This window comes from Buchnera aphidicola (Microlophium carnosum) (assembly GCA_011752475.1).
Classification (GTDB): domain Bacteria; phylum Pseudomonadota; class Gammaproteobacteria; order Enterobacterales; family Enterobacteriaceae; genus Buchnera; species Buchnera aphidicola_BG.
In genome coordinates this window covers 328,153-349,201 of sequence record CP048747.1, presented here as the reverse complement: position 1 = coordinate 349,201, position 21,049 = coordinate 328,153, and the positions used below count along the sequence as shown (strand labels likewise).

18 protein-coding genes are annotated in these 21,049 nt (G+C 25.2%); 9 read left to right on the top strand and 9 right to left on the bottom strand.

What is annotated here, in order from left to right; genetic code table 11:
• The first annotated feature begins 317 nt into the window (after nt 1-317).
• The 8 genes from serS to G4A98_01530 all read left to right on the top strand — a co-directional run bounded on the left by serS (nt 318) and on the right by G4A98_01530 (nt 7,842).
• Complete coding sequence (serS, locus tag G4A98_01565; protein ID QIQ41901.1) at nt 318-1,601, top strand: serine--tRNA ligase; 1,284 nt, start codon at nt 318-320, stop codon at nt 1,599-1,601.
• Nucleotides 1,602-1,641: 40 nt separating this feature from the next.
• Nucleotides 1,642-2,727, top strand: coding sequence for a phosphoserine transaminase (gene serC / locus G4A98_01560; GenBank protein ID QIQ41900.1), 1,086 nt, complete (start codon nt 1,642-1,644; stop codon nt 2,725-2,727).
• A 64-nt stretch (nt 2,728-2,791) separates the two neighbouring features.
• The gene (gene aroA, locus G4A98_01555; protein ID QIQ41899.1) at nt 2,792-4,075 is read left to right on the top strand and encodes a 3-phosphoshikimate 1-carboxyvinyltransferase; all 1,284 of its coding nucleotides are present in this window, start codon (nt 2,792-2,794) and stop codon (nt 4,073-4,075) included.
• Nucleotides 4,076-4,129: 54 nt separating this feature from the next.
• Entirely contained in the window at nt 4,130-4,390 is a 261-nt protein-coding gene (locus G4A98_01550) for an ATP-binding cassette domain-containing protein (protein ID QIQ41898.1), read from the top strand.
• Between the two features lie 8 nt (nt 4,391-4,398).
• Nucleotides 4,399-4,785 carry a cytidylate kinase gene (locus tag G4A98_01545; GenBank protein QIQ41897.1) on the top strand — a complete coding sequence of 129 codons (387 nt, stop codon included), beginning with the start codon at nt 4,399-4,401 and terminating at the stop codon, nt 4,783-4,785.
• Nucleotides 4,786-4,914: 129 nt separating this feature from the next.
• Nucleotides 4,915-6,591 carry a 30S ribosomal protein S1 gene (gene rpsA, locus G4A98_01540; protein QIQ41896.1) on the top strand — a complete coding sequence of 559 codons (1,677 nt, stop codon included), beginning with the start codon at nt 4,915-4,917 and terminating at the stop codon, nt 6,589-6,591.
• Between the two features lie 96 nt (nt 6,592-6,687).
• On the top strand, nt 6,688-6,972 hold the full coding sequence (ihfB, locus tag G4A98_01535) for an integration host factor subunit beta (GenBank protein QIQ41895.1): 285 nt from the start codon (nt 6,688-6,690) through the stop codon (nt 6,970-6,972).
• A gap of 102 nt (nt 6,973-7,074) precedes the next feature.
• Nucleotides 7,075-7,842 (top strand): triose-phosphate isomerase, encoded by a 768-nt coding sequence (locus G4A98_01530; GenBank protein ID QIQ41894.1) that lies wholly within the window; start codon nt 7,075-7,077, stop codon nt 7,840-7,842.
• Between the two features lie 12 nt (nt 7,843-7,854).
• Here G4A98_01530 and G4A98_01525 read toward each other — a convergent pair whose 3' ends face one another.
• The 7 genes from G4A98_01525 to phrB form a co-directional block, all read right to left on the bottom strand.
• Complete coding sequence (locus tag G4A98_01525) at nt 7,855-8,646, bottom strand: aquaporin family protein (protein QIQ41893.1); 792 nt, start codon at nt 8,644-8,646, stop codon at nt 7,855-7,857.
• A 65-nt stretch (nt 8,647-8,711) separates the two neighbouring features.
• Nucleotides 8,712-9,674, bottom strand: a complete 963-nt coding sequence (gene pfkA, locus G4A98_01520; GenBank protein ID QIQ41892.1) for a 6-phosphofructokinase — start codon at nt 9,672-9,674, stop codon at nt 8,712-8,714.
• Between the two features lie 201 nt (nt 9,675-9,875).
• Entirely contained in the window at nt 9,876-10,571 is a 696-nt protein-coding gene (gene gpmA, locus G4A98_01515; protein ID QIQ41891.1) for a 2,3-diphosphoglycerate-dependent phosphoglycerate mutase, read from the bottom strand.
• 191 nt (nt 10,572-10,762) lie between these two features.
• On the bottom strand, nt 10,763-12,010 hold the full coding sequence (gene sucB / locus G4A98_01510; GenBank protein ID QIQ41890.1) for a dihydrolipoyllysine-residue succinyltransferase: 1,248 nt from the start codon (nt 12,008-12,010) through the stop codon (nt 10,763-10,765).
• A gap of 3 nt (nt 12,011-12,013) precedes the next feature.
• Nucleotides 12,014-14,755, bottom strand: coding sequence for a 2-oxoglutarate dehydrogenase E1 component (locus G4A98_01505; GenBank protein ID QIQ41889.1), 2,742 nt, complete (start codon nt 14,753-14,755; stop codon nt 12,014-12,016).
• Between the two features lie 184 nt (nt 14,756-14,939).
• Nucleotides 14,940-15,683, bottom strand: a complete 744-nt coding sequence (locus tag G4A98_01500) for a Nif3-like dinuclear metal center hexameric protein (protein ID QIQ41888.1) — start codon at nt 15,681-15,683, stop codon at nt 14,940-14,942.
• A gap of 12 nt (nt 15,684-15,695) precedes the next feature.
• The gene (gene phrB, locus G4A98_01495; protein QIQ41887.1) at nt 15,696-17,126 is read right to left on the bottom strand and encodes a deoxyribodipyrimidine photo-lyase; all 1,431 of its coding nucleotides are present in this window, start codon (nt 17,124-17,126) and stop codon (nt 15,696-15,698) included.
• A 487-nt stretch (nt 17,127-17,613) separates the two neighbouring features.
• Between phrB and fldA the strand changes: the two genes are divergently transcribed.
• Entirely contained in the window at nt 17,614-18,144 is a 531-nt protein-coding gene (fldA, locus tag G4A98_01490; GenBank protein ID QIQ41886.1) for a flavodoxin FldA, read from the top strand.
• A 536-nt stretch (nt 18,145-18,680) separates the two neighbouring features.
• On the opposite strand, the gene gap is transcribed toward fldA, so the two are convergent.
• Nucleotides 18,681-19,685, bottom strand: a complete 1,005-nt coding sequence (gap, locus tag G4A98_01485; GenBank protein QIQ41885.1) for a type I glyceraldehyde-3-phosphate dehydrogenase — start codon at nt 19,683-19,685, stop codon at nt 18,681-18,683.
• Nucleotides 19,686-19,797: 112 nt separating this feature from the next.
• Nucleotides 19,798-21,036 (bottom strand): ABC transporter permease, encoded by a 1,239-nt coding sequence (locus G4A98_01480; protein QIQ41884.1) that lies wholly within the window; start codon nt 21,034-21,036, stop codon nt 19,798-19,800.
• Nucleotides 21,037-21,049 lie beyond the last annotated feature (13 nt).

Here is a 21,049-nt window from a genome sequence, read left to right as displayed (position 1 = left end):
AATATTATAGTTTTTATACATAACTGACAATAAATTATTTTTTATATAAGACTAAAGTAAAATATTATTTTGACAATTGAAAATAAGTAATTTTATTTTTAATAAAATTTTTTATCGCAATACTGTTATATTTTTTTTAATTCTATAAAATATATCTTAGTATGTTAATTATATAATTAAATGTAAAAAATATTTGTTTTTTATATACATTAAAAAATGTACAATTTTTACTATATGTATTATTAATCTATAATATTTTTAACAAGTTATATTAAATAATAATATTTTATTGATCATTTAAAAAGAGCAAAAATTCTATGTTAAATCCTTATTTATTACGAAATGAATTACATTTAACAGCGAAAAAACTATTAAAAAAAGGTTATAAATTAGATATTTCTACAATATCTTCTATGGAAGATAAAAGAAGAAAGTTACAGATTCAAACTGAGAATTTACAATTTAATCATAATTCTTTATCTAATCTAGTTAGAGAAGCTAAAATCATTAATAACGAAAATGAACTTTTAAAAAATAAAGTTATACAGTCAGGTAGAGATTTAAATACCTCTAAAATAAAATTTAATACTTTAAAGGAAAAAATACATAATTTTTCTATGTGTATACCCAACATTCCTTCTGATGATGTCCCAGAAGGAAAAACATATATTGATAATAAAGAAATTAAACGTTGGGGACAAAAAAGGAAATATAATTTTATAGTTCAAGATCATGTAACAATAGGAAAAAAATTTAATGAATTAGATTGGGACTCTTCAGCACAAATGTCAGGAGCACGATTCGTTGTAATGAAAGGTAAAATAGCTCTTTTACATCGTGCACTAGGTCAGTTTATGTTAGATTTACATACTCTAGATCATGGTTATATAGAAGCTTATGTTCCGTATTTAGTTCATTCTGAAGCTTTATATGGAACAGGACAATTACCTAAATTTAGTGATGAGTTATTTCATATAAATTTTACAGATAAAAAAAAATATACATTAATTCCTACTGGAGAAGTCCCATTAACCAATTTAGTTTATAATAAAATAATAAATGAAAATGATTTGCCTATTATGCTAACTGCACATACCCCTTGTTTTCGATCAGAAGCATCTTCTTATGGACGTGATACTAAGGGACTAATTAGATTACATCAATTTGATAAAGTAGAATTAGTGCAAATTGTTAAACCAGAAAAATCTATGCAAGCATTAGAAAAATTAACTAATCACGCTGAAAAAGTTTTGCAACTTTTAGATTTACCATATAGAAAAATACTTTTATGTACAGGAGAAATGGGTTTTTCATCTGCTAAAACTTATGATTTAGAAGTTTGGTTTCCTTCTCAAAAAAAATACAGAGAAGTTTCTTCTTGTTCTAATATGAATGATTTTCAAGCGCGTCGTATGAAATCTCGTTATAGAAACAAATCTGAAAAAAAAAATTTTCTTGTACATACATTAAATGGTTCAGGTTTAGCAATAGGTAGAACTTTAGCAGCTATCTTAGAAAATTATCAACATTCCGATGGTCGTGTAGAAATTCCTAAAATTCTTCAAAAAAAATATATGCAAGGTTTAGAATTTATAAATTAGTATATAAAAATAGGATAAATAAATATGATTGGTGAAAATCATGAATGAAGTTTATAACTTTAGTGCCGGTCCAGCTATGATTCCAAAAGATGTTCTTTATCAAGCAAAAAAAGAACTGCAAAATTGGAAAAATTCTGGTTCTTCTGTAATGGAAATTAGCCATCGTAGCGAAGAGTTTATCCAGGTTGCTTCAGAAGCTGAAAAAGACTTAATAGATTTATTAAATATACCTGATTCATTTAAAGTATTATTTTGTCAAGGCGGTGCGAGAGGGCAATTTTCTGCTATTCCTATGAATTTATTAAATCATGCAAAAACAGCAGATTATATCAATAGTGGTTATTGGTCAAATTGTGCATTTATAGAGGCTAAAAAATATTGTACTCCTCAATCTATATTAATCAGAGAAACTTATAATGGAAAAGAGTCTCTTTTGCCAATGAAAAAATGGAAAATTAACAAAAATTCAGCATATGTTCATTATTGTCCTAATGAAACTATTCATGGATTAGCTATTTATGAAGAGCCAGTTTTTGAAAAAAAAATTATTATTGGAGACTTTTCCTCTTTTATATTATCACGTTCAATTAATATTAAAAATTACGATCTTATTTATGCAGGTGCTCAAAAAAATATTGGTCCTGCAGGTATAACAGTAATTATTATTCGGAAAAAACTTATAGGATATTCATCTAAGATATCTCCTTCTATTTTAGATTATCAAAAAATGTCAAAGTATAATTCAATGTTTAATACACCACCTACATTTGCTTGGTATTTATCAGGATTAGTTTTTAAATGGTTAAAACAACAAGGTGGTTTAAAAAAAATTGAAAAATTAAACGAAAAAAAATCAGATTTATTATATAACAAAATAGATGACAGTGATTTTTATATTAATAAAATAGATAGTAAAAATAGATCAAAAATGAATATTGTATTTCATTTAAATGATCCTAAATTAAATCAATTGTTTTTAAAAGAAGCCTCTGAACTAGGTTTAAATTATTTAAAAGGACATAGTATAGTGGGTGGCATGCGTGCATCTATTTATAATGCTATGCCGTTAGAAGGTGTTCAATCTTTAATAAAATTTATGTCATATTTTGAAAATCGATATGGGTAGATTATGTCTAACTTATTTTTAATAATGCTATTTTAACTTCAATTAAATAGAGCGTATGTTTATTATGCAAGATTCTTTTAGTTTAAAACCAATATCTTATGTTAATGGGACTATTTGTTTGCCAGGTTCAAAAAGCATTTCAAATAGAGTGTTATTACTTTCTTCAATAGCTAAGGGGAAAACGTGTTTAACTAACTTGTTAGATAGTCATGATACACAATGTATGTTAAATGCTTTAAAAATATTAGGTATTCAATATTCCTTATCCGATGATAAAAAAACATGTCATATTCAAGGTATAGGTCAAGCATTTCATTTATATAATCCAATTTCATTATATTTAGGAAATGCAGGTACTGCTATACGACCTTTGCTTTCCGTATTATCTTTATGTAAGAATAATATCTTATTAAGTGGAGATAATAGAATGCACGAAAGACCTATTCAACATCTTGTTGATGCTTTAAAACAAGGTGGAGCTGTTATAGAATATGAAAAAAATATAGGATATCCTCCGATACGTACAAGAGGTGGTTTTGTCGGAGGATCTATTTTTTTAAATGGTAATATTTCTAGTCAATTTTTAACAGCATTATTAATTAGTGCTCCACTTGCTTTAAAAAATACTACTATTTTTATAAAAGGAAATTTGGTTTCTAAACCTTATATTGATATAACTATTAATTTAATTAAATGTTTCGGAATAAATATTATACATGATTCTTATAATGTATTCTATATAAAAGGTGGACAAGAATATAAAACACCTGGTAATTATATGATTGAAGGAGATGCTTCTTCAGCTTCTTATTTTTTAGCTGCTGCTGCTATTAAAGGTGGTTCAATTAAAGTTACAGGTGTTGGTAAAAAAAGTATTCAAGGTGACATACAGTTTGCAAATGTTCTTGAAAAAATGGGAGCCATAATTTATTGGGAAGATTATGCTATTACTTGTACTCGTAATAAATTAAATGCAGTAGATTTAGATATGAATCATATTCCAGATGCAGCAATGACGATTGCAATCGTAGCTCTGTTTTCTAGGGGTACTACGATTATTAGAAATATATATAACTGGCGGGTTAAAGAAACTGATCGTTTATCTGCAATGACTATAGAATTAAGGAAAATTGGTGCTATAGTTGAAGAAGGAGAAGATTTTTTATCCATTTCTCCACCTGTTTTTTTTAAGTATGCTAATATTGAAACTTATAATGATCATCGTATAGCTATGTGTTTTTCGCTTATATCATTATCTGGAATAGGTGTAAATATACTAAATCCAGATTGCATCTCAAAAACTTTTCCATCTTATTTTAAAAATTTTTTGTCTATTAGTAATTTTTGATAAAATTGATAAAAATTTTTTAATGAAATTTTTTTTAAACATAAAAGATAAAATATGATAAATAAAATTCCGGTTATTACTATTGACGGTCCTAGTGGTGTTGGTAAAAGTACACTCGCTAAAATAATAGCAGATAAATTAAATTGGTCGTTGTTAGAATCAGGAAAAATTTATCGATTAGTAGCATTTCTAGCATTCAATAAAAACATTACTATTCTTGAAAAGAACATCATTAATTTATTAAAAAATTTAGATTTTTCATTAATTAAAAAAAAACTATTAATTGTTTTTATAAATCAAAGAATCTTGAAATAATTAGTGAAATGTCTTCTCAATTATCATCTTATCCTCGTATTAGAAAAATTTTACTCAAGAAACAAAGGATGATGAGATGTTTACCTGGTTTAATAGCAGAAGGACGTGATATGGGAACAGTAGTCTTTCCAGATGCTATATTAAAATTTTTCTTAAATGCTGATTTAAAAGTACGTGTCAACAGAAGGATGTTAGAATTAAATAAAAATGGTCATTATATTGATTTTCAAAAATTGTTTATACACATGAAAAATCGTGATGCACGTGATCGAAATCGATTAATTTCTCCTTTATGCATAGCAAAAAATGCTATAATATTAGATTCTACTTATATGAGTATATCAGAAGTCATCAAAACATTAATGGAAAATATTACTCAAAAAATTAAAATATAATTAAAAAATTACTTTAATCTTTTAAAGACCACACTCTTTAATAAGGATTGTTATAAGATATGTAAAACAAGCTCATTTTAGCATGAAGTTAGGATGAACATTTAATAAAAATTTCTCAAAATTATTAATATGAATGAATCTTTTGCTCAATTATTTGAAGAATCGCTAAAAGAAATCAAAACACGTCCAGGTTCAATTATTCGAGGCACTATTATTTCTATTGAAAAAGATGTAGTTTTAGTTGATGCAGGTCTTAAATCTGAATCTGCTATCCCTGCTGAACAATTTAAAAATTCACAAGGTTTTTTAGATGTCAGCGTAGGAGATCAAATTGATGTCGCTTTAGATGCGATTGAAGACGGATTTGGAGAAACACTTTTATCTCGCGAAAAAGCAAAGCGTCATGAAGCATGGTTGCTATTAGAACAAGCTCATGAAAAATCGGAAATCGTTATTGGAATTATTAATGGTAAAGTAAAAGGTGGTTTTACTGTTGAACTAAATGACATACGTGCATTTTTACCAGGTTCTTTAGTAGACGTGCGTCCAGTTCGGGAAACAATGCATCTTGAAGGAAGAGAATTAGAGTTCAAAGTAATAAAATTAGATCAAAAACGTAATAATGTTGTTGTTTCACGTCGTGCTGTCATTGAGTCAGAAAATAGTGCTGAAAGAGAACAATTGTTAGAAAATTTACAAGAAGGAATGCATGTTAAGGGTATTGTAAAAAATTTAACAGATTATGGAGCTTTTGTAGATCTAGGTGGTGTAGATGGTCTTTTACATATTACTGATATGGCTTGGAAAAGAGTTAAACATCCTAGCGAAATAGTAAGTGTAGGTGATGAAATTAATATTAAAATTTTAAAATTTGATAGAGAGAGAACACGTGTTTCATTAGGATTAAAACAATTAGGTGAAGATCCATGGGTAGCTATTTCCAAGCGTTATCCGGAAGATACTAAATTAAGTGGACGTGTAACAAATTTAACAGATTATGGTTGTTTCGTAGAAATTGAAGAAGGAGTAGAAGGTCTTGTACATGTATCTGAAATGGACTGGACTAATAAAAATATTCATCCATCAAAGGTAGTCATTGTTAATGATATTGTCGAAGTAATGGTTTTAGATATAGATGAAGAACGTCGTCGTATTTCTCTTGGTTTAAAACAATGTAAAATTAATCCATGGAAAGAATTTTCTGAAACTCATAAAAAAGGAGTTCATGTTATTGGAAAAATAAAATCTATTACAGATTTTGGTATCTTTATTGGTTTAAACGGAGGTATTGACGGATTAGTACATTTATCCGACATTTCCTGGACGATCCCGGGTGAAGAAGCAGTTAAAAAATACAAAAAAAATGATGAAATTTCTGCTGTAGTTCTTCAAGTAGATGCAGAAAGAGAACGTATATCTTTAGGTATTAAACAATTAGAAGAAGATCCTTTTAATATATATATTGAAAACCATAAAAAAGGCGAAATTATTACAGGAGAAATTAAATCTCTTGACAAAAAAAATATTATGGTAATGTTACCAGAACATTTAGAAGGCATTATAAAATTATCGGACATTCCTCGTTTAAATGCTGAACAAATGACAAACACATTAAAAATTGAAGATAAAATTTTAGTTAAGCTATCTAGCTTTGATCGAAAAAATAGAATAATTTACCTTACAATACATAATATAGATGACAATGCAAAAAAAGACTTAATAGCTTCTTCTAATAGTAAAATAAATGAAGATGCTTTTTCTAATGCTATGATAGAAGCATTTAAAGCAGCTAAAAATACTGAATAATAAATTTTTTATTGAAAAGTATATATTTTTTATATAACTATTTCAAAAATTTTGAGAAATAAATAAATTTTTAATATTTGTAAATATAGAGGATTTATGACGAAGTCAGAATTATTCGGAAGAATTGCTGAACAAAAAATTCATATTTCAAATAAAATGATAGAACGTGCTACAAAAGAAATGTTAGAACATATGACGACGTCGTTAGCACAGGGAAAAAGAATTGAAATCCGGGGATTTGGTAGTTTTTCATTGCATTATCGTTCTTCTCGTATGGGTCGAAATCCCAAAACTGGAAGTATAGTAAAATTAAATGAAAGGTATGTGCCTTATTTTAAACCGGGGAAAAAATTACGAAACCGAGCAAATATGTATAAGTAATATCTTTTAATATTCTTTACCATAGAAACTAAGTTTATATATAATTTCCTTATAAAAAGCTTAGTTTCTATAATTTAAAATTATATGTTATTAAGGTAATAAATGAAAAAATTTTTTATTACAGCTAACTGGAAATTAAATGGAAGTAAAAAAATGATTTCTAGTTTTTTTGAATATTTCAAGTTGCAATCATCAATTTATTTAGAAAAAAATATTGTTATTATTGCTCCTCCTACTATATACCTAGAAAGAGTATATAAAAACATCAATAACATGAATATTTTTCTTGGAGCACAAAATGTAGATAGTAATTTACTAGGAGCTTTTACTGGTGAAATCTCTCTTTTAATGCTAGAAGATATAGGAGTAAAATATATTATTATTGGACATTCCGAAAGACGTTCATTACATCATGAAACCAATGATGTTATTGCAAGAAAATTTCATTTGATTAAGAAATTCAATTTAACACCTATTTTATGTATAGGTGAAACAGAAATAGATAAAAAATCTGATAATACTAAAAAAGTAATTAGAAAACAATTAAACTTTATATTCAAAAAAGTAGGCAAGTTAGCATTTAGAAATGCAATAATTGCTTATGAACCCATTTGGGCTATTGGAACAGGCGTATCAGCTAATCCAGAAGACGTACAGTTAATACATAAATTTATCAAGGATCACATTAAAAAATATGATCATTCAATTAATATAAATGATATAGTAGTTCAATATGGTGGCTCTATAAATCATTCTAATGCAAAAAGATTCATTGAAAAACCAGATATAAACGGTTTATTGATTGGAAGTGCATCTTTAAGTTCTGAAGAGTTTATGAAAATTATAAAAATAGCACATCATATTATTTAAAAATTGAAAAAATTATTTTTTTTCAATTAATATCTTATGAGTCCAACCACCTAAATTAGCACCTAAAATTGGACCTATTGTAGGAATTAAACAATATAGAATATTATTATTTCCTCCAGTAAAAGATAAAATTCCCCAACCAGTTAAGCTGAGAAATATTTTAGGACCTAAATCACGTGCTGGATTTAGACTTATATTATTTAAAGGATTTATGACTAAATTAATCATACAGACTAACAGACCTATTAGAATCGGTACTATAGATCTATTATGTAAAAAGTAACTATTATTTCTATTATTCAATTCTAATAGAATTATCATAAAAAGTGCTGTTGAAAAAATTTCTATCATAAAATCACAAAAAAAACTATTCTCATAGTTAGGGTAAATACAAAAAATAGAAGCTAAATCAAGACTTTTTTTCGTGCCTATTATAATATTATTTTTACTTTCAAATGAAAGTAATAAATTATTATAAAGATAATAAATTAGCATTGTAAAAAAAAAAGAACCAAATATTTGAGATATGATGTACGGTAATACCTTTCTTTTATTAAATTTAGAAGATAACCAAAGAAAGATAGTAATAGCGGGATTTAAATGAGCTCCCGATATTGAAGAACTAAAATAAATTGATATAGATACTCCAAAACCCCAAATGCAGCTAATTTCAAATTGATTAAAATTAATATTTGTTAATTTTGAAGCAGCTAAACATCCTATTCCAAAAAATATTACTAAACCTGTTCCCAAAAACTCAAAAAAACATTTTTTTATGATATTTTTTTTTCTACAAATATTCATTTTTTAAAACCTGCATCACTTTTTTTAAAAATCAGAGCGCCGTTAAAACCGGCGCTAATTTTTTGTTAATATAACTTTTTAGCAGTAATTAACCAATCTTTTTTAAAAACACGTTTCATATTTTTCAGTACATTTTTTATATCATTAAAGACCATCTTTTCATTTTTTATTCCAACGCATTTACCTTGATAACCTTGTACTAATAATTCAACTGAATATGCACCCATTCTTGAAGCTAATATACGATCATATACTACAGGAGCTCCACCTCTTTGAATGTGACCAAGTATTGTAGCTCTTGTTTCTCGATTTGTTTTTTTTTCAATATAACGTGCTAATTCTTCTACATCACAAATATATTCTGTTATTGCAACAATAGCGTGTTTTTTTCCCTTAGCAATACCTGCTTGAATTTCAATAACTAATTCTTCTTTTTTATAGTCAATTTCTGGTAATACAATAAATTCACAGCCACCAGCGATAGCTGCAGACAATGTTAAATCACCGCAATGTCTTCCCATTACTTCTACGATAGAAATACGTTGATGAGAAGAAGAAGTATCGCGTAATCGATCAATAGCTTCAACAACTGTTTGTAAAGCTGTAAAATAACCGATTGTATAATCAGTACCTGACACATCATTATCTATAGTACCTGGAATACTAATACATGGTATACCCATTTCTGTTAATTTTTGAGCTCCTATATAGGATCCATCACCTCCAATCACCACGAGAGCATCTATTTTTCTTTTTTTTATATTCTGTACTGCAATAGAACGTATTTTATCTTGATTAAAACTAGAAAATCTAGCTGATCCTAAAAATGTTCCACCTCTGTTAATCATGTCAGATACACTGTATCTATCAAGTTTAACCATGCGGTTTTCATATAAACCTAAATACCCATCGTAAATTCCAAATACTTCTAATTTTTCACTAAGTGCCGTTCTAACAACTCCTCGAATTGCAGCATTCATTCCTGGAGCATCTCCACCACTGGTTAAGACTCCAATTTTTTTAATCATTAGAACCTCTTTTTTATACTTCTATAAAATTTTATTTTTTTATTTTTGATTGAAAATAATTTTTATGAAAAATCTATTAAATATATTTTTTAGAAATATATTTATATTACTTGATATAAATATATTTCTAAACATAACTAGAAAAAATCAGTATTTAAGTGTTTAGGTGACAGAAAAATTAATAATAGTTTGTCAAGAAAATTATTTTAAGTAGTACCATTTAGTGGAATTATTATTTTTATCAAAATCTAAAATAATAGGTTTTGCAGTAGGAATATTTAATTCTAAAATTTCTTTATTATCTATTTTATTTAAATATTGTATTAAAGCACGCAAAGAATTGCCATGTGCTACAATAAGTATTTTTTTATTTTTTTTTAATTGAGGGTAAATAATTTTATTCCAATAAGGTATAACTCGTTTTGCAGTAAGTTCTAAACTTTCTCCTAAAGGAAGATCATCAATATTTAAATGAGAATAGCGTAGATCATTTCCAGGGAAACGTTTATCTTGTATGTTGATTTGAGGAGGGATAATATTAAAACTTCTTCTCCATAAAAGAACTTTTTGTTTTCCATATTTTTTAATTACTTCGTCTTTATTTAATCCTTCTAATGAACCATAATGTCTTTCATTCAAACGCCAAGATTTTTTAACTGATAACCAGGTCTGGTTTAATTCATCTAAAATATATTGTAAAGTATGAATAGCTCGTTTTAATACAGATGTATATGCACAATTAAAATAAAATTTTTCTTTTTTTAACAAGATAGCAGCAGATTTAGCTTCATTTCTTCCTTGTTCAGATAATTCAGCATCATGCCATCCAGTAAATTGATTTAATTCATTCCATTCACTTTGACCATGTCTAATTAAAACTACTTTATTAGTTTTCATTTTTTTCTCTTATTATCCTGTATCTATAAAAGATTAATTATTAGCATAAATCATTTATTTTTTATTTTTAAAATTATTTTTTTATATAAAAATTTTTATTTGTTATTGGTTTTAATAATAAAAGTACAGTTTATAATGAATTTAATTACTGTACTTTTAAAGTATATAATACTAAATTATAAAAAATAATTTTAAATATCAATTAAAATACGAGTGAAATCTTCTAATATATTTTTTATATTTACTAAAAAACCCACAGACTCTTTCCCATCTATTAAACGATGATCATAAGATAATGCTAGATACATCATTGGAAGAATTTTAATTTTTCCATTAACAACTACTGGACGTTCTTGAATCATATGCATGCCTAATATGGCTGTTTGAGGAGGATTAATAATAGGTGTAGACATTAAAGAACCAAAAATACCCCCATTAGTAATGGTAAAATTTCCACCAATTAATTCTTTAATATTAATTTTATTTTGAAATCCTTTTATAGAAAATTCTTTTATTTTTTTTTCTATTTCTGACATTGTCATTTTGTCACTATTCTTTAATACTGGTGTTATTAATCCTCTTGGTGTTGAAATAGCAATGCTTATATCAAAATTTTTATAAAAAACTATATCTGTTTTATCTATATAAGCATTTATTTCTGGAAAATTTTTTAATCCATGAACAACTGCTTTTACAAAAAAAGACATAAATCCAATTCTAATGCCATGTTTTTTTTTAAAATCTTCGCCATATTTTTCACGTAAAAGTATGATTGGTTTCATATTTACTTCATTGAAAGTTGTTAACATAGCTGTATTATTTTTACTTTCTAATAATCGCTCTGCAATTCTTTGGCGTAGTCGAGTCATTTTTACTCTATTTTCAAATTTTTTATTTTCTTTTTCATTATACTGATTTGGATTTAAGGTATTGCAATTTGACGGATTTATATCTGATTGCTTTACTTCTTTTTTTATGGTATTTTCAGAATTAATTTCATTACTTGTTTCTGTTATGTTATGTAAAGAACATTTATTAGTTTCATGTGTTTTAATTAATCGTCTTATGGATGGAGTAAGATATTTTTTATTATCCTGCAAAGAAAATATTATTTTTTCTTTTTCTTCTTTAGTTATAGCACTTTTTATTTTATTTAATGAATCTTGTTCTTTTCCTATAATATTATTCTGAATAATATCCAATTCGTTTATTTCACCAAGTATTTGCTGAGATTTAACTATTTTTCCTTCTTCTTGTAAAATTGATTGTAATACTCCATCACATGGTGAAGACACCTCTAACATTACTTTATCTGTTTCAATATCAACTATGTTATCGTCACAATTAATTATATCTCCTATTTTTTTATACCATTTTACAACTGTTGCGTCACTAATAGATTCTGGTAAATCTGGAACAAGAATATTTATTTTTTTCATGCCCTATCCTGTTATTGAATTAATATTTAATGCATTTTGAATAATTATTTCTTGTTGTTTTTTATGAATAGAAAAATAACCAACTGCAGGTGAAGCTGAAGATGTACGACCGATATATTTTAATGAGGAACATGATGGCAACATATCATTTAGATAATCTTTAATATAAAGCCAAGCACCTTGATTATAGGGTTCTTCTTGGCACCATACATAATCTTTTATGTAACAATAATTTTTTAGTATTTGTACTATTTCATTTTTTGGAAATGGATATAATTGTTCAATACGAATTAAGAGAATAGAATTAATTTTTTTTTCACGACGATTTTGTAATAAATCATAGTATATTTTTCCAGAACAAAAAATAAGACGGGTTTCTTGTTTATTAACATTATCTATTTCATCTATTATTTTTTCAAATTTACTATGAATAAGAGTACTAAAAGAAGAGTATGCCATCGAATTTCTTAACAGAGATTTTGGAGTAAAAATAATCAATGGTTTATAAATTTTATTGAATATTTGTTGCCGTAAAAGATGAAAGATTTGAGATGATGTTGTAGGAATGCAAACTTTCATATTTCTTTCTGCACAAAGTTGAAGAAATCGTTCAATTCTAGAAGATGAATGCTCAGGTCCCTGTCCTTCATAACCATGAGGTAATAAAAGAATTAAATTAGATTTTTTATTCCATTTTTGTTCACCAGAACTTATAAACTGATCAATAACTATTTGAGCGCCATTAATAAAATCACCAAATTGAGCTTCCCAAATAGTCAGTGTGTTAGACTGAAATAAAGAATATCCATATTCAAAAGCTAAAACTGCTTCTTCTGATAATACAGAGTCCCAAATTTGGAATCTTCCCTGTATCTTACTAATATTATTTAATGGAACGTAAATAGAACCATCAACCTGATCATGAATAAAAGCATGACGATGGAAAAAAGTACCTCTTCTTACATCTTCTCCAGAAATACGACAAGAAATTCCTTCATTAATAATTGTTGCATAAGCTAGTGTTTCAGCTGCTCCCCAGTCAAATAATTTTAAGTTTTGAGCCATCTTTAATCTTTCTTCGTAGATTTTTTTAACTCGATTGTGCATTTTAACTGAATCAGGAATACTATTAATTAAAAAAGCTAATTTTTGTAAATTAGAAAAATTTATTGTTTTTTGTATTTTTTTAATTTTTTTCTTTTCTGTGAGACTATCATTTTTAAAAGATATTTTTTTAGATCTTGAAAAAATATACTGACCTGTTTGTAATTTAAGAAAATATTTATTGGTGATTTCTTGATTCTTGTTAGATGTTATTATATTTTTAGATATTAATAAATCAGAATATATTTTTCTTGTAGTAAGATGATTTTTTATCTTGTGATACATGACAGGTTGTGTAACAGACGGTTCATCTACTTCATTATGTCCATTACGTCTATAACAAACTAAATCTATAAAAACATCTTTTTTAAATTTTTTTTTAAAGTGAAGAGCTAGTTGAATAGTAAAAATAGATGCTTCTACGTCATCCGTATTAACATGAAAAATAGGTGCCTGAATTGTTTTAGCAATATCTGTACAATATTGACTAGAACGAAGATGTCTAGGATTAGAAGTCGTAAATCCAATTTGATTATTAATCACTATATGCACGGTTCCGCCTACTTTATAGCCTTCTGTTTGAGACATATTTAATGTTTCTTGCACTACACCTTGACCAATTACAGAAGCATCTCCATGAATGCTAATAGGTAAAATTTCACTATCTAATTTATTCATTTCATCTATATAAGATCGAGCTATCCCCGAAACAACAGGATTAATAATTTCTAAATGAGATGGATTATATGCCATATGAAAGTTTATTTTTTTTTCATTTTTTATTTCTGAAGTTCCTCCTAAATGATATTTAACATCACCACTGATTGTTTTAGATGGCTCTAAACCTGAAAACTCATCAAATAAGATTTTTGGACTTTTATTTAAAACATTTACAAGCACATTTAATCTGCCTCTATGAGCCATACCTAATATTATTTCAGATATATTGTTGTTTTTTGAAAATCTTATTATTTCATGTAGCATAGGAATTAATGTTTCTGCTCCTTCTAAAGAAAAACGCTTAGCACCAGGAAACTTTTTTCCAATATATTTTTCTAAAGTTTCAGCATAAGTTATTTCTTTTAAAAATTTTATTTTTTCTTCTGTAGATAATAAGTTCTCATCAAAAAAAGATTCTATATATTGTGTAATCCACTGTTTTTCTAATACGTTATCGATATACATATATTCAAAACCAATAGAACCACAGTATTTTTTGGATAATATTTTATATAAACTTGCAACATTAGTTTGAAACTTATTACAATTTTTGAAATTAATTTCAATATTCTTTTGTATCTCTTCTTGCGAAAAATCATAATATGAAAGATCTAAATTTGGAATGTTTTTTTGTTTTATTAATTTAAGTGGATCAATTAAAGATTGTTTATAACCTTCTGTTTGAAATGCATGAATAAGATTATTAATTTTATTAATAAGTAAATCTTTCTTTTTTTTTATATCATTTTTAAAGTCAATATTGTTTTGTTCTTTGGTAAGTTCTAAAAATGCTTCATTCCACATAATATCTACAGATTGATCATCTATTAGAAAATTTTTATATATTTTTTCTATATAATCTTGATTATCTCTAGACAACCAAGAAGAATTTAACCAATATTTTATTTTATCTTTGTTCATAATGTTCTTTTAAAAAGTTTTTATATAAAATATTATAAATATTTTAAATCAAAAAAATATATTTATAAAAATATATAAATATATTGATTACTGTATAATCTATATAATAAAAAATCGAATTTATTTAAGAAAGTAAAAAATTACTTTAAATTATTTGCGATGATTAAATATTAGTTGAATAAAATTATGCAGGATTATAAATATCAATAAAATTAACACATAAATTATATTTATTATGTAACCATTCACCTAAAGATTTAATACCATCTTTTTCAGTAGCATGATGTCCTAAAGAAAAAAAATGAATTCCTAACTCTCTAGCAATATGAACAGTTTCTTCTGAAATTTCACCTGTTAAAAAAGCATCAATTCCAAATGCACATGCTTGTTTAATAAAGCCTTGTCCTCTACCACTACACCAAGCAATACGACTAATATAACATGGAGCATTTTCATATAGATGTATGGGGTATTTTTTAAATTCTTTTTCTATTTTATTTGCAAATTCAAAACCTGTCATTTTGTTTTTTATAATCCCCCAAAAAACATAAGGTAAAATATTTCCTTGAATACAAATATTTAATTTTTTAGCTATTTGCGCGTTATTTCCTAATTCTGGATGAATATCTAAGGGTAAATGCCAACTATATAAGTTAATATCATGAGAAAGTATAGTTTTTAATCTTTTTCTTTGCATGTTATGTATATATTGTGATTCATTTTTCCAGAAATAACCATGATGAACTATTATAGTATTAGCATCGAACAATAGCGCTTTATCTAATAAAGATTGGCAAGCAGTAACTCCAGTAATAATTTTTTTTACTCTTTTTTCTCCTTCAATTTGTAAACCATTCGGAACTATATCATTACATTGATTAGATGATAATTTTTTGTTAATAAGTTCTTCTAAAAAAAAATTATTCATAAATTGTTAAGCCTATTTTTTTTTACATTTTAATCGTGCTTGGTTAAATATTAATAAATTTTTTTTTCTGCTGTCACTATAATTGATAATAGGGACAGGATAATCTATTTTAAAGTTTTGTCGTGTTGACCATTCATGTGGTTGATGAATGTAATTATTAGGTATATTTTTTAATTCGGGAATAAATTTCTTTATAAAAATACCTGATGTATCAAAAAACTTTGATTGAGATAATGGATTAAACATTCGTATATAAGGTACAGAATCACATCCCACTGATGCTGACCATTGCCAGCCTCCACTATTTAGTGCTAAATCTCCATCAATTAAATGAGATATAAAATATTTTTCTCCTTTTCTCCAATTAATTAAAAGATTTTTTACTAAAAAACTAGATGTAATCATTCTTAATCTATTATGCATCCAACCTAGTTCATTTAATTGTCTCATACCAGCATCTATTATAGGAAAACCTGTTCTTCCTTCTTTCCAGGCATTAAAGTGTTTTATGCTATTAATCCAATCTATTTCTCTTTCCCACTCAACCAATGATTCAGATTTACTAATATTCGGAAATCCAATTAATAAATGATAATAAAAATCACGCCATAATATTTGATTAAACCAAGAGGAAGTAAAAAGAATATTTGATGAAAAACTATATTTTTTTTTTAAAATCATCATCATACAGTGTCGAGATGATATTATCCCTGCAGATAAATATGGAGATAACATGCTAGTACCATCTAAGAAAGGAAAATCTCGTTTGTACGAATAATCATCAATTTTATACATGCAAAAATTTTTTAAGCGATTAATAGCATTTTTTTCTCCAATTGGGAAAACATTTCTATTTAAATTTAAATTTGGTAATGGGATAGGAGTTAAGAAAATATCTCTATCAGGTTTTCTTATCGAAGGAATAGGAAAACAATGAGGTATATTATTAGATAAATTCTGCATTATTTGCTTCTTGAAAAAAGTAAATACTTTATATGTTTCGTTGTTTTGATTTCTAATTTTTTTATTAGTAAATAAAATACTATCATGAAAACCTTTTACACAAAATCCTTTTTGAGATAATTTTTTTTTTACTAAACAGTCTCGATTACGTTCATTTATTTCATATTGATAATTATAAAATAAATTATTGATTTTATGTTGTTCACAAAAAAACATAAGAAATTCTACAGAATTTAAAAAATCAGTAGATTCATGATAGTATAAAACAATATTTAATTTTAACAATTCTTCTTGTAAAGACACTAAATTATAATAAATAAAAGCGATTTTTTTTTTCGAAATATAGTGATTATTCCATTGTTTAGGAGTAGCAATAAACAAACCTATTACTTTATCTTCATCAGATTTACATGCTTGATATAAAGCCGTATTATCATACAATCGAAGATCATTACGAAACCAAACTAAATTTTTTTGCATAATATTTATATTTAATATATTAGATTAGTAAAATTTCTTATACATGCATATTATTTTTTATAGAAAATTTTTTAAAAATATTTCTTATTTAAATATACGAGTAATAATTAATTATTTAAATTAAAAATAATTTTTTATTTAATAAAATATATAAATTAATTTAAAAAATAATTACATTTTTTATAACAATTATATTGTTAAAATTTTTATGATTATATTGTTATAATATAGATAAAATAAAAAAAAATCGAGCAACAATTTTTTTATTGAATTTTTTTATAGAAGATATATGACAAAAACATTTTTATATTTAAATTTAATATAAATTATGTATCTGTTTAAACAATAAAATAAATATAATTTTTTTCATTAAAGAATAAACTTATATAGTTTACAAAATATTAAACATTTATTTTTTAACAAATTAATATATAAATATATTAACATATGTCTATATTAAAAATATGTTGTATTATAGGATACTAAAATGGAAAAAATAGGTATTTTCTTTGGAAGTGATACTGGAAATACAGAAAAGATAGCTAAATTAATACAAAAGTATATAGGCAATGATATGTCTGTTTTGTACGATATCAGCAATACTTTCCAGAAAGATATTGAAAATTTTAATTCTTTAATACTAGGAGTACCCACTTGGTATTATGGTGAAGTTCAGTGTGATTGGGATGATTTTTTACCAACTTTAAAAAAAATTAATTTTTCAGGAAAAACCGTGGCATTATTTGGTTGTGGTGATCAAGAAGATTATAGTGAATATTTTTGCGATGCAGTAGGTGTAATTCATAATATTATAAAAAAAAATAAAGCAACTATCATTGGTAAGTGGTCTACAAAAGAATATTGTTTTGAACAATCTAAAGCTTTATTTAATGAACAATATTTTGTTGGATTACTTTTAGATGAAGATCGACAATCAGAAAAAACTACACATAGAATAAAACAGTGGGTAAAAGAAATTATTCCATGTTTTAATATAAATTTAAATATCACAACATAAAAAAATACAAAACATAATTTAATTTACATCAAACTAAAAAATAACAACAATTTATAATTTTTTACTATAAAAATAATGAATTATATATAATTAGTTTTCTAAAAAAGAATTTTTTTATATAATATATATTATAAGAAAAATTTCTTATTAATAAAAAGTGTATAAGATATAAGAAATTCATTCTAAAATACTATTTTTATATAATTTAATTGTACAAATTTCTTCAAGTTCAAATAAAAAATATATTATTTTTTTAAATATAAATATATTCATATGTATAAAAAATATCAAGAGAGCTAATTAATTAATATTAATCTATAGATCAACAGTATATTGTTAAAATGTATTTGTTAATATTATAAATGGCGGTATTAAATATAAAATTAATACCGCCGTATATGTGCAATACAAATATATGTAAAATACAAAAATAAAATATATCTATCATTTTTTTTAATGACAGTGTCAATGAGACTCTTTTAAAAATAAAAAATTATATTTATATTTTAAAAAATAATTATTACTATAATTATATTTTATATCTGTATACCAGATACTAAAGATACTAAATCGAGAACTTTGCTAGAATAACCTGTTTCATTATCATACCAAGAAATAAGTTTAGCAAAATTTTTATTTAGAGACAAACCTGCTTTAGCATCAAAAATAGAAGTTAATTCTTCACCACTAAAATCTGTAGAAACAACTTCATCTTCAGTATATCCTAAAATTCCTTTCATTTCTTCTTGAGAAGCTTGTTGTATTACTTGACATATTTCAGCGTATGTAGCAGATTTTTTATAACGCACTGTTAAATCTACTACAGATATATTTGATACTGGTACTCTAAAAGCTATTCCAGTTAGTCTACCATTTAAATTTGGTAAAACTTTTCCCACAGCAAGAGCTGCTCCAGTAGAAGATGGAATAATATTCTGCAATGTTCCTCTGCCGCCTCTCCAATCTTTTTGAGAAGCTCCATCGACAATTTTTTGCGTAGCTGTACTAGCATGTACAGTAGTCATTAAACCTTCAATAATACCAAATTTATCATCTATTACTTTAGATAAAGGAGCTAAACAATTAGTAGTACATGATGCATTAGATACAATTTTTTCTCCTTTATATTTATGAAAGTTAGCACCTCTTACAAACATTGGAATATTATCTTTTGAGGGACCTGTAATAACTACTTTTTTTGCACCAGCTAAAATATGTTTATAAGCTAACTCTTCTGTTAAAAAAAGACCTGTTGATTCAATTACTACATCAATTGATAAATCGTCCCACATTAATTTTGCAGGATCTTTTATTGCAGTGACACGAATTTTTTTTCCATTAATAATAATATGTTCTTTGTTAACTTCAATATCTTTTTTAAAGATACCATGTGTAGAATCATATTTTAACATATAAGCTATATATTCAGGAGTTAATAAATCATTGATAGCTACAATCTCAATTTCCGAACGTTTTTGAGCAAGTCGAAATAATACACGTCCAATACGACCGAATCCATTAATACCTACTTTAATAGTCATATTTTCACCATTTTTAAAAAATTATATCAATAATTTCTTATATAATTTTAATTTTATATTTATTTTATTCGATGAGTTTTTTATATGAAAAAACATATATATAATATTTATATTAATATTCTTTTAATATTTTGCTAGGATTAATTGTTGAAGCATAATATGCTGGATACCAATTTGTTATAATTCCTATTATTACAGTGCTAATAAATATAATTATTACATCTGATATATTTACTTTTAATAGAAAAAAACTAATATAATAAATATTATCTGAAATAATATTATATCTGAATTTTTTTTCTAAAAAAAATATTATTCTATTAGAATTTAAAATAATCATTATTCCTATGAATAAACCAATTATATTACCAACAATGATAGAACGTAATCCATAATATATAAATGTTATCTGAATAATAAAATTACTAGCACCCATACTACGTAAAATAGCAATCTCTTGTGTGTTTTTAGATATAGTCATCAGAGAAATAGACGCAATACTAAAACATGAAATTATTACTAATAATATCAACCCTAAATACACTATTACCTTTATTTTATTAATGTCATGATATATAGATTTACAACTATTGATCCAGGTGTACACTACAAGGGGTTTATTTATTTTATTTGCAGCATTTAAAATAATTTGATTCGCGTTAAAAGGATCAGACATATGCAGTTCAATTGTATTAATATTGTTATCTGTACAAAAAAATTTTTTAAAAAAATTAAACGGAACATATCCTATATTTGAATCTAATATTCCATTTGATTCAAACATATCTATAATTTTTAAAGAAAAATGTTGTATTTGAGAACCAATATGATTGTTTTTTTTATTAAAAAAAAATACATTGATCTGGTCACCTTTTTTTATTGATAAATATTTTAATAAATAGGATGAGAGAATAATTTCATGATCATGGTATTTTTTTTTTGAAAAAATATTTTGTTTATGTGGATGAAAAAAAGTTTTTTTTAAATATTTTATATTGCTAAAACTTTTAATTTCAATTGGTTTAACTTTATTTTTTACAACTAATAATCCACTAGTGACAATGTAAGGTTCAGAATAAGTAATACCTGGTAAAATTCTTAATTCTTTGATGACATCTTGCCATGTTATCAATGATTTATCAGTTAATTGAATAACTCCATGAGGTAAAGTTGATAAAATTGTTTGATTTAATAATGTATGAAATCCATTTAACGCGCTAAAACTCATAATCAATGCAAATATACTAACAGAAATACATATCTTAGATAATACAGAAATTAGTAATACTATATAGTTTTTATTATTTTTAACATATAATCTTTTTGCAATTAAAAAAGGTAGACAATTCATTGAACATTTCTTT